This is a genomic window from Kiritimatiellia bacterium, from assembly GCA_028715905.1.
Lineage (GTDB): Bacteria > Verrucomicrobiota > Kiritimatiellia > JAAZAB01 > JAAZAB01 > JAQUQV01.
In genome coordinates, this window is sequence record JAQUQV010000057.1 from 1 (window position 1) to 15,662 (window position 15,662).

Below are 15,662 nucleotides of genomic sequence, written 5' to 3' on the forward strand. Positions count from 1 at the left end.
TTCGCACGCATCCGCGTGCTTACCCAGAATCGCCGCCGTGAACATGCGCGATCGGCCGCCCAGCCCCACCTGTGCATATCTTTTTTTCATATTCGTTTCAGTCCTCCGCCTTTCATTTTAAAAATCTCCTGCGGCCAGCACCTGAAATGTCAAAAACCGCGATGAAAAGCAAGAAAATAATACCGGGTGAGGATACAGCGTCTCTGGCGCGAAACGGCCCGCGCGGCGCGATGAGTTGTTGCGCGGATGCGGCCAGGAGTGTATTGAGCGCGGCGGTCAAGATTTGGCCATTGACAGACAAAGCCTGAAGGAAGCATCAATAACCCTGGCCGCGCACAGTGCGTGGCTGGCCTGAGTCAGGGCGGGCATCGGCCCGCCTTGGCAACTTCGCCGGCGAAAGACGCGTTTAAATCGTAATCTTCTTCGCCGTATTGCGCAATTTGGCGCCGGCCGCCAGGATGCGGATAATCTCCAATGTCTCATCCGGCGAGAAAGGCTCCCGGCCGGTTCTGACCATCCGGACAAAGTGCTTGAGCATATTTGAGTAAAAATATGCGCTGTCGGAGATCGTCACCTGGCGCCAGCCTTTTGTCCCGTAGAGATTTACCTGGAAAATATAGTTCATTTCCTTATTGACGGTCAACGTGAAAAGGCGTCCGTTCTTGTACTCAAGGGAAAGCACGTCCCTGTATATGCCGCCGGCATTGCGCACCGAACGCACGCCCGGGCCCGCCAGCGTAATCAATGCCTCCAGGGCATGAATCCCGTAAAAAACAAGCTCATTCGGTCCGAGCGCATTGCCGGTGATAATATCGCCGATGGCCGCGCGGTCTTTGCGGTTGAAATCCTCTATCTCGCGGGCGAAACGCAGGGCCGAGGACGACATAAAGAGCGCCTTATGCTTGCGCGCCAGGCCGATGATGGCTTCCGCCTCGCGCGGATCAGGCGAAAGCGGCTTGTCAACAAAAGTCGGGATTTTTTCCTTCAAAAATACCGCGGCGCGCTTTTGATGCGCCATGCTGCAGTCATCCGGGATCATGACCGCGTCCACCTTGCCGATCACGTCCTCCTGCCGGCTGACGACGTTCGGAATGCCGCACGCTTTCGCCAGCAGTTCGGCGTCAGCGCGCTTGTCGTCATACACGTGGGTTACTTTTGCGCCCTTGACCCGGACATTATCGGCAACCGCCGGGAATTTATGCAGTTTTGCAAGTTTTTTATCGCCGCCGTTGAACATCCGCCCCCAACATCTCGCATGGTAACAACCGGCTCCGCCAATCAGCGCTATCTTGATCATTGCGTGTCCTCCATTTTATATTTTTTACCGCCGAGTCGCAGAGAGTTTTTTCTAGGCGTTCTCTGCGCCAGTGAAGCGGGCGGTTATTTATTTTATCTTTACTGTTTTTCCGCTTTGCGAGCTTTCCCAGATTGCCTCGGCGATCTGCAACGCCTTGGCGCCGTCAAAAAGGTTTGCCCGCAGTTCATCCAATCCGAGAATTTTCCGGGCAAAGTTCTGCAATTCGCCGGTATAACCAACCGTGCCTTCGGCCTTGCCGCCCAGATACTCCGTAAATTCCGGACGCCATTGGAAAATCTGCGCGCGGCCCATGGTGCCGTATCCGGCAAGGGGGTTGATCAATTCCGGCATGGGTTTGCTGTTGGCATGATAATTGAGTTCTACCATGTCGCGCACTTCCAGCCAGCATTCCATTCCGGCCAGCATGAAATATTCAGACATCTGGAAGCCGGGCCCCTGGCAGGCGTTCATGTTCATGACGCCGACCGCGCCGTCCTTGAACCGCACTGAAATCGCATAGGCAAAATTGGCGCGTTCCATGTTGTCGGACTTATGCCGCTGAAAAACGTTCAAGGCGGCGTAAATCTCGGACACATCGCCTCCGAAGAAACGGATCAAATCAAAAATATGGACCGCCTGGCCGATCAGATAGGCGCGCTCCGGCTCCTTGATGCCCCAGATGGCCGGATAGCGGCCGTTGCAGAATCGGACTTCAAGCGCGGTCGGCCGGCCGAATTCCTTTTTGGAGGCAATTCCCTTGGCCATGCGGTAGGCGGTTGAACTGCGTTTCATGAAAGCCATGGCGCCATACAAATTCCTCTTCTGCGCATATTCCGCCAATTCCAGCGCCGCCTCATACGTCAACGCGGACGGTTTTTCAACAAAGATCGGCAGGCCGGCATCCAGACACCTTTTCCCTATTTCATAATGCATCTGCGGCGGCCCGACCACGATGGCGCCATCCAGCTTTTCCTGTTTGAACATGGCGTCCAGATCCGTGTACAGGCGGCGCGCGCCGAAATTACGCGCATTCCTTTCGGCCAGTTCCTTTTTCTGGTCACAGACCGCCACCAGGTCTATTTCCGGTATGGTGTGAATGGCAGGATATAAATTTCCTGTCGCATGGCCTCCGCAACCGACGAATGCGATTTTTGCCGACTTGGTTTCCCGATTCATGATATCCGCGCCTCCCGTTATTATTATTTGACACCGATTAGTTTAAAAAAACAACCATCATTATATAAAACCGCCGCAAACCGGCAATGGATAGAATCACCTGTTTTGTGTATTATTTCACCTTGGCAAAACAAAAAACATCATGTTTAAAAGTTGCCGCCGGCTTGCAACCCGGGAAATGCTCCGTTTTTTTCCGTTCCGGAAGACGGCGCGACTTTCGCGTAAAACATGCGGGCTGAATTCCCGGCGGTTAAACCGCGGATTGCGGCCTGGATGCGAAGCGGCGGCATTGATTTCTTGCAAATTGGAAAGGGGTTTGCTACATTGCCAATATAACTTCAAACGCAACTAAACCGTTCCGCCAAGACATATGAAAGTTTGCCGGGAAGTTTGCAATATTAACGACGGACCGCCGGCCGTTTGTTTCGGACGGCGGCCCGGCCGCCTTGGGAGGAAAAAACCATGAAAATCGGACTACTGACAGGTTTGACAGTTCTGGCGTTAACCGCCGGCGCGGAAACATCGGCGCCGTTAAAAATCGCCCTCCTGGATTTTGAGAACCAGGCCGGCGTTTCCGCGGACAAAAATCTGGTGGGGAATATTTCCCCCCAGGCCGTCGCCAACAAAGGCGCTTTTGCCTTGATGGGACTGCTCGCAAACAATCCCGGCTTTGTCCTGATTGACCGCCGCGATTTTATCGGCCAGATGAAGAGCATCCAGTTAAAGGACGGCGAAAAAACCACCACACTGAAACCATCTTTCCTGCGCGCGGCCCAGGCGCTCAACGCCGACGCGGTCTTGAAGGGATGCCTTTTAAGTTATTCCCCCGGCAAACAAATTGTCAACCAGGGAGGATATAAAACGGAGTTCACCACCCTGAGTTTGCGCATAACCCTGCAGGCGCTGGACACGCGCGACGGCGCCGTCATCGCAAGCTCCGAGGGCTCCGCCAGCCAGAATTACCGCCAATCGGACGTGCAGCAGACCGTTGTGGGCGAGGATCAATTGCTGGACCTCCTGCAGAACGCGATGAAAAAAGCCGTCCCGGCCTTGAACCAATCCCTGCAGACGAGATTTGCCGGGGAGAAAAACCGGCCCACGGTCAAACTTTCGGTCAAGACCGACGCTGATCCGGCTCTGGTTGAAATTGACGGACTGCTGATCGGCACCACGCCCCTAAATAATTTCCAGGTGTATGCCGGCGACCATATCCTGAGCGTGGGCAAGGCCGGTTACCAGGATGTTACCAAGGCCATGCTCCTGAAAGCCGACACCGCCGTTGAAGTCCCGTTGTTCCGCACCAAGCTGAGCGCAGAGGAGGTCAAGGGAGTGCTGGATAAGGCCAGGATTAACGTCGTAACCGGCACCATGGAACCGGCGGTCATCATTGGCACGGTTGACGCCGAAACCGGCAAGTAGCTGAAAACCCGGCAAAGGCGAATAAACGGCCTAAGGATGCGGCGAGAGGACTTCGTCCTCTTCAAGGTCGCGGCAGAAGGAAACAAAAATGTTTCCGCGTCTGGCGATCGGCGCCGTAACAATTTTTGATTTCAGCGCGGCGCCGGCGGAGGATTTAAAAACGATCCGGTAATTTTTCAGCGCCGGGGAACAGGGCACGCGCGCGATTTCAAGCCAGAGCGGCAGGGTTTCCCAGCAGCGCGTGTCAGGTTGTTCCAGCGAGAACAGGATGAGCCGCGTTACGGCCCCGAGCGCCTCATTCTGCGATTCCACGGATCCGGATATGACTTCCTTGATGACCACGCGCGTGCCGGTTTTGGCGGCCTGCAGGGCGGCCAGCCGGTTTTTGCTCTCAATCATGAGCGTTGCGGTATTGCCGAACGGATAGCTCCGGCCCAGGTATTGATCGCCATGGTAAATCTCGGCAAACGGCGCCATCTCAAAATCATATTCCGACCCGCACCATTTCGGCATCTTGCCGATGCCGATAAAACAAACCAACTGGCACGGATTGGATCCCGCCGCGGACGGCATGCTGTTTGATTGCGCATTTGCGTTTGTTGACAGTGATAAAATACGGCCGTCCGGTTCAACGGCAAAGTCAAGACGCCCCGGCCCCGCCTCCGTGGCAACCAGGGCCGCTGTCCCGCCTTCGCCTGAGTTTGTTGCGGCCGGGGCGAGGGTCTCCGGCCCCGCCGCGTCTTTGAATTCTTTCAATCTTTTTCCGGCGGCCTTATATTGAATGGCGGCATTGCCGTAATCATTGATCATTTCCAGGCCGAACCCGGCCAGGTAACGGCTGTAGGGCATGTCCGGAAAACCGTCCAGATTTTCAAGGTGGCCGATAATATTCCGCGCGCAGACGGCCGCGTAATCCCAGTTCTGCTGGGCGAAATAATTCTTTGCCAGAAAGGTATAAATCAACGTGCGTTCAAACGGCAGGCCGCGGTAAGTCAAAACGCGGTCGTTGACCAGCAGGCCGGCGGTTGATTTGCTGAGGCTCACCTCGGGCAGGCTATCGTTGATTTCCGTAGCCCGGCGCCAGTCCAGGCTGCTTTCCTCATACAAGCGCGCCGCCTGGCGGATCATGCCGCGCTCGCTCAGGTAGAGAATCTCGTCCTTGTCCCCGGTTGGGATGTCCTTCAGGTTTTCATTGGCGTAGACAAAGCGGCCCGTGTAAAAATTGGCGCGCGCCTTTTCCACGGATACGCTGGAACATCCGGCCGGCAACATCAAGGCCGCCGTGAAAAAAAATACGGAAACAGAATAAGACAGCTTGTTCCCGGATTTTTGTCTTTCACCGCAATCCCGGCAAAATTGCGAAAACGACTGTTTTATGCCGGGGGCCGGCCCGCGCGGGCCGGTTATTGTCTTTGTGCCTTCTGCCTTTGCCACTTTTTGCCTATCCGATTACCATCCAATCAGAGGCTCTCGTTTTTCGCGGGCAAATTCTTTCTGGGTGGACCAGGCCACGATCCCGGTCTCAAGATCGGTGATGTCAACCGTGAGCTGATAATACATCAATTCCGTTTTTGAAACCCGGACCTGGGCGCCGGTTGTTTTCTGCATTTCCACCAGGGCCCCGGTCAGCATGTAACGCGCGCCGAGCTGTTTCCCGACCGCCGTGCGGGTTTCGTCCGTTGCCGACTGGGCCTGGAAACCCTGTTCCTTCATCAATTGATCGCGCCGGGCCTCGTTGACGAACCGTATTTTGCCGGTCTGTGTGAGCGTGGTCCGGATGCGGTCGGAAAGAGCCTGGGTATCCACAAAAGTGGTGGTGCGCGGCTGGATTCCGTAGATAATCATGATGGGACTGTCCTGCTGGTTAACGACAAATGAACTGCCGGCAATTTCTTCTGCTATTTCAGCGCTTAATCGCCGCAAGTCCTGGGGGCCGTATCTGGCATCCAGCTGCGGCATGTTGTTGACGTCGTCATCCTTGACCTTGATCCTGAACATGGCGCAGCCGCTCAGGAGCAGAACCAGGGAACAAACAATGCTCAACCGCATGAAATTAATTGTTATTTTCATTTTTTTTTCTCCACCGATTGAGGGCTTTCATGATATATTTATTACGGCGAAATGATAGCTTAACATCCGGCAATGTCAATCCTGTTTTCATCGTTTATGACTACCGCGCTCTGGATCATTAGGAATTTCAAACTTGCCGCAAAAGAGCGCAAAATCGTGGGTAGGAGCCGAACCCCTGTTCGGCGATGCATCTGGTGTTTGGAATCGCCGCATGGGGATGCGGTTCGTCCGGAATCGCCGCATGGGGATGCGGCTCCTACGTCTATTAAATACGGTTGCCGCTTTTGGCGGCCTAATTGATAAGTATCCGGGCCCGTAGCTCAGCTGGTCAGAGCAGGGGACTCATAATTCCAACCGATCATTTCAGCTTGTTTCCGCTGGAGGTATGCTGAACCCACTGGTTGTGGATTTAACGTTTTATGAAATATGATTTGCAGTTGTGACAGTCAAAGCGAGGGCCAGCCGCTACATCAATTAGCCCATCAAGGTGGACAGCTATTTTGCTGACCTCTGTGGGCAATAGGGATGGGGATCGATTGACAGGTAGTAAAACGGTTTTTGGAAGAGCATCTGCTCCTTCTTATTAAGGACTTCCGCCAGACGTTCAACTTTTGCCTCTGTTTGTCGTTTTGCACGAGTGAGCTCTATTATTTCACCCTCAAGCTCAACTATACGTCTGTAGAGTTCCACGTCACCGATCTTCTTGATCAGATCGGCGATTTCCTTAGCGTTTTCAATTATGCTCATCAATGTTCTTTCATCCTAGCAACATACGAACATTATGAAAATCTGTCTTTGGGCATTAAATATGTACCAATACAATAAAAATTTTTTTCTACGGCATGTTTTTATTTCGTCAACTTAGCCTTTAGCATACGAAGCAATTCTTTTTGTAAACGCATTTTTGTCCAGATGTTTTTGCCATAACTGATGCCGCCGGACAGATTCCATCCGCTTGCCGCCGCATAACGACACAAAACGCTGTGTTTCCACCGGCCCGAATTTATCAAACAGCGTGCCCACCATCCGTCGCATCAAATCAGGTTCTTCCATAACATTTGTGTTTTTCATTGCAATTTCTCCTTTAATGCAAATTCAACAGGGTTATATACTTTGACGGCGATTTTTTTTATAACCGCCCTTTTAAGCAACAGATCATCGCATGAGATAAAAACATCCGACTTCATTTCCGCGCATGCCAGATGATATGCATCCGCAACACCGAATCCCATAGCAATCAATTGATCTGCCCTGATATTAATATTGTCCATATTGAATATTTGACGATTATCCAGTCTCTTTAACAGTTCCATTAACTGACTCTGTTCCTGCATTTCTGATATTGATTCCGCTTCTGCATAATGAACCGGTGAAACAACGGGCAAAAAACGCCCCGAATAAATACTGGCCATAATCAAATAATACGCGTCCGTTTCCATCCGTATACGCAACGCGCTCTGATCATCAAAAGGCCGACAAAGAACGCAAATATCCAAATATACCCGCAATTTCAATTTTTACCTCTATCCTGTTTTGATCTTTACAATACCACATTATAAACCATCCAAACATTTAATATTCAAAAAAAGCTTATCAATGGTTTGATATTATCTCAAGGCCTAAATTCAACAATTTGCTGTTAGCCGGAAACTTGATCTGCCTTTGTCAAATCGGCAACATCACAGGCCGACGATATTTTTACGGACTGTTATTCCCCCGAAAAATTTGCTTAATGATTTTACAATCTTAACCTGCCTTGAATGCGACGAGGTTTTCATTGACGCAACGACAACCTGTAGCCATTGTTTCCCCATATCCGCAAAAGTAATCTTTGCATTTTCACTTCCGCTAAGCTTTGATGCTTTTTCCTGCAATTCCGAGAGACGGCGTCCGGCAAGCGCGCGGTCCTTTGTTTTCAAAGACCGCTTTATTTGCTTGCCAGCGCGTTTTAGAATGGCATAGTATATTCTGGGTTTTGCGGAGCGATAAAGACAGTGACCGACTCTTTCCAAAGCTTGATTGGTTGTAACCGTATTGGTGGTTTTCATGCGGAAAATCAGGTTACAAGTAAAAAACGGTAAATTGTTTTTATCGCATAAAACGGTTGTTTTTCACGTATTTTTGCCATCCGGGCCCGTAGCTCAGCTGGTCAGAGCAGGGGACTCATAATTCCAACCAGCCATTTCCGCTCATTTCATCCCGAGTCATCCCCAGTGATCAAGCCCTTTGTATTCAGGTGTTTCCGCTGAAAGCAGTTTCATCCTGAATAATCCCAAATGCGCTCATTTTTCATCACCGGGTTACAACTCCGGGTTGCAAGTTTGCAGCCGGTGGTTGGCCTTTCGTGAGTAGTTCATTGATTGGTTCAAACACCCATTTGATAATGTCATCGACGTAACTTTTGCGACAGCAAGGAACAGGTTCCTTGTTGAACACTTGGATTATGTTGCAAACGGAAAAGTCGGCACCTGCAAGAATTTCAACGTCTTTACGAAAAGAATTGACGATCTGATCGAAGGCATCGGAAGGAATCTGCAATCCTTCAATCCCGAACAAAGAATCATGTGCAATACGGTTGCGTGCTTTTCGGGCTCTATCGAAGAGCGGGAGCATGTATGCCTCAAACTCTTGTTTTAAGGCCTCTGGGATATGACCGGACAAACCGGGGCTAATGCTCTCGCAAAGGCGGCGCTCGAGTTTCTCGCCGTAGGCCTTACTCAACTTCTTTTCGTCGGAAGGTGAAAGTTCGCCACCAATGCACGCGGCTCGAATATCGAGTGCAGCTGCGACACCCCTAAGATTTCTTTCGAAATGTTGTGCCACGTACAAGGCACGCCCGCAGGTCGTAAACAATGGATCAGAGCCCTCAAGTTTTGACCTGGAAATTAACGGGTCATCGGGCATGCTCTTTCCTCAAGGCCAACCATTGATTGACAGGCAAATTTGCCCTATAAAATTTATTGGCATTTGCGGATGTCTATTCCTTTGCACCGTGTTGCCTTAGAAAATCTGCCAAGTGACGATGCCCATGGTATGTACACAAATGCAGCGCCGTCGTGCCGAAATTACTTTTAGCGTTTATATCCGCGCCTTTGGCTATCAGGTATTTGACCGCATCCAGATCGTCATTTTTCGCAGCCTTCATCAGCGGTGTCATGCCGTCCCCGTCCATTGTGTTTGTGTCTGCGCCATTTTCAACTAGCAATTGGGCTATATCCAGACGACCTCTACCCACAGCAAGTATCAGGGGCGTCCAGCCGAACTTATAGTCCCTTACATTCACGTCCGCGCCCTTGTCTATAAGGAATTTAACTACATCTACAACCAGATTGTCAGTTCTCACAGCCAACACCAGCGGTGTCGTGCCGATCTTGTTTTTTGTGTTTATATCCGCACCCTTGTCCACAAGGAATTTAATAATATCCAGACGACCATTATGCGCAGCCCACATCAGGGGCGTCCAGCCGAACTTATAGTCCCTTACATTCACGTCCGCGCCTTTGGCTATCAGGTATTTGACCGCATCCAGATTGTTAATTCTCACAGCCTTCATCAGCGGTGTCATGCCGTCCTTGTCTATTACGTTCGCCGCCCGACGTTCCTGCTCTTCTTTGCGGGCTTGTTCTTCTTTGCGAATCTGTTCCTGACGAGCTTGTTCCTCATTACGAATCTGTTCCTGACGTTCCTGCTCTTCTTTGCGAATCTGTTCCTGACGGACTAGCGCATGTCTTTGCCGGTACTCTGCTTGCCGCCGTTCGTCCTCCCAGCGCATCTGATTGGGAACAATTATAACTATCAACGCTATTACACCCGCTGCCCCAAAAATCAGCTTCCAAACGTACCATGGCAATTTTCCCTCTGCTTTCCGACGTTCTTCCGCCTCTTTCCGTTTCCGCCGCCACTCTTCTTGTTGCCGTAGCAACTCTTCTTGCCGTTGTTGTTCCGCCTTTTTTCGCTGTTCCTCTGCTATTTCCTCATCTTTTTTGCGTTTCTGGAACTCCTTCTCTTGCCGTTGTTTCTCTGCGGCTTCTTCAGCTTCTTTGCGTTGCTGGCGCAGTTCAATCACGCGGTATCGGATATAGAATGCCTTTGCTTTATTTTCATCGCCGTCAGCGTCACTGAATGCTTTTGTGAATAATGCTTGGTCATAAGTTTTTGACGCAATTTCAGAACCAGCCCTTGTGTAAAGCTCCCTGTTTTGATCATCTATTGGCGATTCACCCGGGAAATAGTCAGCGACAGCCCCGTAACTTGATTGGACCCCCCGCTTTACTGCACGTCCGATACGCCGTGGTTGGCCACTGGTAAAAAAGACAATTATTAATCCTATAAAAGCGACAAGCGGTGTTAGAAAAAGGGCAATGAGGAACCAAACCCACCAGCGTCGTTTCATTGCCGCGGCCCAGAAAGCGGCAATAGAACAAATTACGAGGAAAATCACGATCGGCACTACTATGTCCATCTATTACGCTCCTTCAGCCGTTGTTTTGGCGTTCATATATGCTCTAAATTCGTCGAATATTTCTTTAATTTTCGTCTGATTCTGAACATCGGACACACGTGGCGGCCGTTTTACGTACCACTGGAAAAACTCAAGCCATTCCTCATCCGTGATGCGGCCCCGCATTTTGTCGATGAAGTTGGAAGAAGGGTTACGAATTTGGATATTGTGAGCGGCCTCAAGAATCGCTTTAGAGTCAGGAAGGAGTGCCCCGCCTCCTCTGACGAAATCCATAAGGAATGTCTTTTGATCTTGGAGAGGAATACCAAGGTATTGCTCGACAACTGCGTTGATTTTGGACTCGCGGTCACTTGGCGTCCAGTTGAGACCGCCGATGGGAGTGGACACCCCTGTTATTCGGCTCCACAATGATGTTAGCTTCTTCCACATCTTTGTTTTTATCCGTCCAACGTCATGTTTAAGACACTTTTTTATTTCGCCAATCGGTTTTTAGCATACGAAGCAACACTCCTTGCAAACGCATTTTTATCCAGATGTTTTTGCCAGAGCCTGCCCGAGCGCTGGCCAGGGCTGGTGCCGCCGGACAGATTTCATCCGCTTGCCACGACAGAGGAGTAACTTGCCGCCGCAAGATGTTTGTTTTGCGGCTTTCTTTTCAATGCCAGCCATTTCGTTATGACTCCGTCAAGCTTTGTTCAAATAAATCCAATTCCTTTTCAAGGCGGGCGAAAACATTGCCGGAATTTTTTACTAAGTGGGACATGTTTGCCCACGCAAGCTGAAACGGGTAGGCATGGCGGAAAAAATGGCGAAAAGCAAGATATTCTTTCAGCGATTCTAAAAGGTCTGGTGATATGACCGCCGGTCGCCGCAGTCCGGGTTTAGCCATTTGTTCCAACAATGTCTGATGCCAGCTTGCTCCTTCCGGCATATTTTCGCGCAATTCAAGCGCCATCCGCTTGAAAATGTTTTCAATGCCATTATAAAATCCATGCAAAAACGCCGCCAAGGCGGAACATTCAATCCGGTCCGGTAATGATAGTTCAGCCTTGTCTAATAATGGACGATGGTCTTCAAGTAATTGTCGAAGCATGCATCGTTCCAATTGGATTTGCTTCAGTAATTTATCCGACACGCCTTAATTCCTTTTCTTCCTTGAGATAATGAACAAACGGCGACTCGTCATCCAGGTCAACCAAGTCCACGGGACGACCAAGAATATCGGTCGCCCGACTCATAGCTTTGAAAAACAATTCCGGGCTTAGTCCCGTCACCGCTAAATCAATATCGCTTTCGTCTCGTATCCGGCCATTGGCCGCGGATCCGAACACATAGATTTCGTGTGCTCCGAGTTGCTTCAGGGCATCAGCCGCAATTTCAAGGACATTTTCAATCTGTGTTGTCATGGATAATCCTTCTTGATAGATACATTATTGTTTTTTCAAAGGAGAGTTTACCAATGGTTTAACCTTATCTCAAGGCCTAAATTCAACAATTTGCCAGATCGAACTTTAATCTATCTTCGTCAAATCTACAACATTACAAGCTGACGATATTTTTACAATATGCCTTGCCCGCCGCTTTCTATGCCTCGTCGGAACCCATGTAGCAGTCAAGCGAAGTCCGAACATGGCATACGACAGAAGTTCTTCGGTGCTAAGGTTGTTTCTTCCCTGGCACTGTGCCGCTGTCCTGATTACTCCGAGCGCCTGCTTGAACATTTGCGTTACGTTAACCGCCTCCAAACTCAACGGCTCAAGCGAGCAACCAGCCGGACTACCGGCCCATGATTCAAATGCAGTCTGCACGTCTTTCCACAAAGGCAACACTTCAGCCCTTGATTGATTCTTGTTCTTCCGGTCAACAGATTCCGTGGTAAGCCGGAACCATTCATGGACAAGATAATTCACAAAATCGGCTCTTTTATTGAAATAGTCATCTACGCTGTCAATGCCACGATCCTTGAGAGCTTCCCGCCTGATTTCAAATTCAACCCGCGCCGCTTGATCCGGTATTGTGTCGCCCCAACGCCGCTTTATCATTACATACACTTTCCGGGGATTATCGCATTTTAGAGTCTCGGCTAGTTTGTCATAAATGCGCAACAGCAGGGGACTCTCGCCAAATTTCAACGTCAATCCGTTGCTTTGCGTCCATCCAAGCGACTTTGCCCTGCAAATATATTTTCCTCCGTCGAACGCCGACTTAAAATCATTCATGCCGACCCCGGGCATGTCCAACGTTATGTCAACCCGGGAAAGCTTCTCTTTCCGGATTGTGCCGCCTATACCGGCGACAAAATTCCGGCCACGCTTTAGACAGGTCTCAACACCGATAAGAAGGCAGGCTTCGCCGCTTGCCCTTATGACGACATTCGGAACATTGCCTTTTGCCGTTGAACATTTCGCAATCATCACATCAAGTCCGCCATATTCGGCTTTATACGCATAGTATGGTCCCTTTTTCCCCTTGCCAAGCCGGGCGCCGCATGGTTCAACATTGACTTCAAACTCATTCACGCACAAACAATCCCATTCTTCAGGTAAAACATCGGCTTCCGCAATGGCCTTCAATTCTTCCAGTTTTAACTGAATTTCCTGCCACTTTTCCTCCTGCCAGTCCACATATAACACCCATTCAAACCAATCTTCAGAACCCATCCATTGACTACTCAGGGGGGGTGTGTTACTGGACACCACCCCGCCGGGCAGGGCCGCGCCCGCCTTTGCAGGCGGGCATCGGCCCGCCCCGGCTATGATTCCATCAGGATTAATGCGCGATTCGTTCACAGGTCAATTCCCTTTGAAGTTTCGCGCAAGAAGCGTTCAATTTCCCATACAGGATAGAGAGGCCGACGCGTTGCCCTTGAGGGATGGATTAAACCGCGCTTGGTAAGGCGATCTATCGTAACGGGAGCAATCCCCAAGGCTTCCGCCATTTCAGTGCGGGTTAACGCCAGCTTCAGCGGTTTATTAAAAGCGATATTTATTTCTTTTTGCATGCCCCTATAGTAGGAGCAGCACTAAAAGGAAAATACCGTCAAGGGTAAGACGAAGATGTCGGAATTTATTGCCTTGTCCGGGGACGACCAGGCGGACGGAAACTCAGGCCGATACGTTCGCAAATTTTTTCAATACGTTTTTGGCCGTTTATATTGTCAATTAAATTCTTCCCAAGCATAAACTGCAGCCATTCATACAACTCACGAACGCTTATAAGCCGGGAAATAAAATCCGGATACATGGCGAGCATACCATAAATCTTCGTTGCCAGTGTTTCGCCTGCCAGTTCTCCTGTTTCGAAAAACGAACCCCTTGCCGTTGCCATTGCAAAACCTTTGAAAAACCGGCCCGCTTCTTCGAATGATTGCCGACTGGCAACGGCCATCACTTTTTTTACATATTCCAATCTTTTTGTTCGTTGATCTTCGCTTATTACTTCCAATAAGCGGCGTTGTTCCGGTTTCAGCTTTTCAAATGATGCGGCCAGTCCCGGGCTGTCCTCATGCCACGTTGCAAACTCATGCCCAAACATTTTTCCCAGGATCAGCGCATCTGAATCCGCAGGTTGTTTTTCTTTCAAAGCTCTAAAATCCATTGTCGGCGCCCATGCTTGCACCGCTTCCGTTTCAGCCTTATCCAGCCATGCCGGTATTTCTTCTTCCGTTGTCTCTTCTTTGTTCCATTTGGGTTTGACGATTTCCCGCATAAATGCAATCAACCATATTATCCATTCCCGTTGCCATCTTTTTAAGAGATCAATTTTAATCTGTCTATACTTCGCAATATCCTTGCGGGCCTGCCTGCGGATCGCCTTCATGGTTGATTTCGAAATGGAATCCGGTATTTCTTTTTCCCATTCTGTGAGAACTTCCATCACCCATTCGCTTGACACTGTTTTTTGCTCCATAATTTTTAACCTCTTCACGGGTTGCCAACTGCAAATGTCATCTTTTTCGCCATAGCCACGCTGTGTTCATCGCGTAAGTGTCCATAAGTCATGGCTACCAGCAGACCGCCGTCCTTATGACCCAGCCACCCGGCAATCGCTTTGAAGTCAATCCCGGCTTCAATGGCATTGCTACAAAAGAAATGCCGTAAATGATGATGGGTAAAATGGGGGAGTCCGGCATTCCGGCATGCGCTTGCTATTGCCGTTTTTGCATTTTGAATGGAAAATATCTGGTCGGAATGTTTTGGCGTTTGTGGCAATGAATTCCGCAGTTTCAACAAGAATTCCTCCAATGACGGGAATAGCGGCACGCTCCGAACTTCATTGTTCTTTGTCCCAAGGTCTCCGCCCGTTACCGTAAACTGTTTCAAATCAAAATTCACGTCTCCCCATCGCATTTCTATTGCTTCCCCAAGACGACAGCCGCTATATGCCAGGAATTCACAAAGGATCGCCGCTTCATGCGCAGTGGCTTTCAAATTTCGGATTGCCTCTATCAATGTCTTGAATTGTTCTTTTGTCGGGATGACGACCTTATGTTTTGGTTGTTTCCGGCGTTTGATGATCCTGGCCGGGTTATCCATAATCAGGCCGTCCCGCATAGCATAATCCAGAATGCGGATAAAAGTTTGCCGCTCATAGTTGAATGTCCGCGCCGAGGCCTCTTTGCTTCTTGCCGTTGCCCATTTTTCAACATCCGCCTTTGTAATCCTGCGGACAGGTATTCCCCCGAAAAATTTGCTTAATGATTTTACAATCTTAACCTGCCTTGAGTGCGACGAGGTTTTCATTGACGCAACGACAACCTGTAGCCATTGTTTCCCCATATCCGCAAAAGTAATCTTTGCATTTTCACTTCCGCTAAGCTTTGATGCCTTTTCCTGCAATTCCGAGAGACGGCGTCCGGCAAGCGCGCGGTCCTTTGTTTTCAAAGACCGCTTTATTTGCTTGCCAGCGCGTTTTAGAATGGCATAGTATATTCTGGGTTTTGCGGAGCGATAGAGACAATGGCCGACTCTTTCAAGAGTTTGATTGTTTGTAACCGTATTGGTAGTTTTCATGCGGGTTATTATAAGGGTTACAACTTCAGGTTGCAAGCAGAAAATTACAAATTATTTTTATCTCTAAAAATGGCAATTTTTCGTGTATTTTTGCCGTCCGGGCCCGTAGCTCAGTTGGTCAGAGCAGGGGACTCATAATCCTCTGGTCGTAGGTTCAAATCCTACCGGGCCCACCCCAATATTTACACGCCAAATACGCATAAAACCCTTATTTATCAATACTACA

18 protein-coding genes and 1 tRNA gene are annotated in these 15,662 nt (G+C 49.7%); 2 read left to right on the top strand and 17 right to left on the bottom strand.

Annotated features, from left to right (window positions below):
- Positions 1-406: 406 nt before the first annotated feature.
- Positions 407-1,297, bottom strand: a complete 891-nt coding sequence (locus PHP98_09885; GenBank protein MDD5483936.1) for a Gfo/Idh/MocA family oxidoreductase — start codon at positions 1,295-1,297, stop codon at positions 407-409.
- Between the two features lie 87 nt (positions 1,298-1,384).
- On the bottom strand, positions 1,385-2,473 hold the full coding sequence (locus PHP98_09890; GenBank protein MDD5483937.1) for a Gfo/Idh/MocA family oxidoreductase: 1,089 nt from the start codon (positions 2,471-2,473) through the stop codon (positions 1,385-1,387).
- 462 nt (positions 2,474-2,935) lie between these two features.
- Here PHP98_09890 and PHP98_09895 point away from each other — a divergent pair, with 462 nt between their 5' ends.
- Positions 2,936-3,892: a PEGA domain-containing protein gene (locus tag PHP98_09895; GenBank protein MDD5483938.1), complete on the top strand. Its 957-nt coding sequence runs from the start codon at positions 2,936-2,938 to the stop codon at positions 3,890-3,892.
- A 30-nt stretch (positions 3,893-3,922) separates the two neighbouring features.
- Here the strand turns inward: PHP98_09895 and PHP98_09900 are convergent, their stop codons facing one another.
- The 15 genes from PHP98_09900 to PHP98_09970 all read right to left on the bottom strand — a co-directional run bounded on the left by PHP98_09900 (position 3,923) and on the right by PHP98_09970 (position 15,436).
- Entirely contained in the window at positions 3,923-5,164 is a 1,242-nt protein-coding gene (locus PHP98_09900) for a hypothetical protein (GenBank protein ID MDD5483939.1), read from the bottom strand.
- A 177-nt stretch (positions 5,165-5,341) separates the two neighbouring features.
- Positions 5,342-5,962 (bottom strand): hypothetical protein, encoded by a 621-nt coding sequence (locus PHP98_09905; GenBank protein MDD5483940.1) that lies wholly within the window; start codon positions 5,960-5,962, stop codon positions 5,342-5,344.
- Positions 5,963-6,457: 495 nt separating this feature from the next.
- On the bottom strand, positions 6,458-6,709 hold the full coding sequence (locus PHP98_09910) for a hypothetical protein (GenBank protein ID MDD5483941.1): 252 nt from the start codon (positions 6,707-6,709) through the stop codon (positions 6,458-6,460).
- A 114-nt stretch (positions 6,710-6,823) separates the two neighbouring features.
- Positions 6,824-7,015: a hypothetical protein gene (locus PHP98_09915; protein MDD5483942.1), complete on the bottom strand. Its 192-nt coding sequence runs from the start codon at positions 7,013-7,015 to the stop codon at positions 6,824-6,826.
- A 14-nt stretch (positions 7,016-7,029) separates the two neighbouring features.
- On the bottom strand, positions 7,030-7,476 hold the full coding sequence (locus tag PHP98_09920) for a hypothetical protein (GenBank protein ID MDD5483943.1): 447 nt from the start codon (positions 7,474-7,476) through the stop codon (positions 7,030-7,032).
- A gap of 165 nt (positions 7,477-7,641) precedes the next feature.
- Complete coding sequence (locus PHP98_09925; GenBank protein ID MDD5483944.1) at positions 7,642-8,010, bottom strand: hypothetical protein; 369 nt, start codon at positions 8,008-8,010, stop codon at positions 7,642-7,644.
- Positions 8,011-8,254: 244 nt separating this feature from the next.
- Positions 8,255-8,866 (bottom strand): hypothetical protein, encoded by a 612-nt coding sequence (locus PHP98_09930; protein ID MDD5483945.1) that lies wholly within the window; start codon positions 8,864-8,866, stop codon positions 8,255-8,257.
- A 73-nt stretch (positions 8,867-8,939) separates the two neighbouring features.
- Entirely contained in the window at positions 8,940-10,424 is a 1,485-nt protein-coding gene (locus PHP98_09935) for an ankyrin repeat domain-containing protein (GenBank protein MDD5483946.1), read from the bottom strand.
- Between the two features lie 3 nt (positions 10,425-10,427).
- Positions 10,428-10,853: a hypothetical protein gene (locus PHP98_09940; protein MDD5483947.1), complete on the bottom strand. Its 426-nt coding sequence runs from the start codon at positions 10,851-10,853 to the stop codon at positions 10,428-10,430.
- Between the two features lie 244 nt (positions 10,854-11,097).
- Positions 11,098-11,559: an antitoxin gene (locus PHP98_09945; protein ID MDD5483948.1), complete on the bottom strand. Its 462-nt coding sequence runs from the start codon at positions 11,557-11,559 to the stop codon at positions 11,098-11,100.
- On the bottom strand, positions 11,549-11,830 hold the full coding sequence (locus PHP98_09950; GenBank protein MDD5483949.1) for a nucleotidyltransferase domain-containing protein: 282 nt from the start codon (positions 11,828-11,830) through the stop codon (positions 11,549-11,551). The genes PHP98_09945 and PHP98_09950 overlap by 11 nt, the downstream gene beginning before the upstream one ends.
- A 105-nt stretch (positions 11,831-11,935) precedes the next feature.
- Positions 11,936-13,213, bottom strand: a complete 1,278-nt coding sequence (locus PHP98_09955; GenBank protein ID MDD5483950.1) for a hypothetical protein — start codon at positions 13,211-13,213, stop codon at positions 11,936-11,938.
- Positions 13,210-13,425, bottom strand: coding sequence for a helix-turn-helix domain-containing protein (locus PHP98_09960; protein ID MDD5483951.1), 216 nt, complete (start codon positions 13,423-13,425; stop codon positions 13,210-13,212). The genes PHP98_09955 and PHP98_09960 overlap by 4 nt, the downstream gene beginning before the upstream one ends.
- Positions 13,426-13,490: 65 nt before the next feature.
- Positions 13,491-14,333, bottom strand: a complete 843-nt coding sequence (locus PHP98_09965; protein ID MDD5483952.1) for a hypothetical protein — start codon at positions 14,331-14,333, stop codon at positions 13,491-13,493.
- A 14-nt stretch (positions 14,334-14,347) separates the two neighbouring features.
- Entirely contained in the window at positions 14,348-15,436 is a 1,089-nt protein-coding gene (locus tag PHP98_09970; protein ID MDD5483953.1) for a site-specific integrase, read from the bottom strand.
- A gap of 99 nt (positions 15,437-15,535) precedes the next feature.
- Here PHP98_09970 and PHP98_09975 point away from each other — a divergent pair.
- Positions 15,536-15,609: transfer RNA gene (locus tag PHP98_09975), tRNA-Ile, on the top strand.
- Positions 15,610-15,662 lie beyond the last annotated feature (53 nt).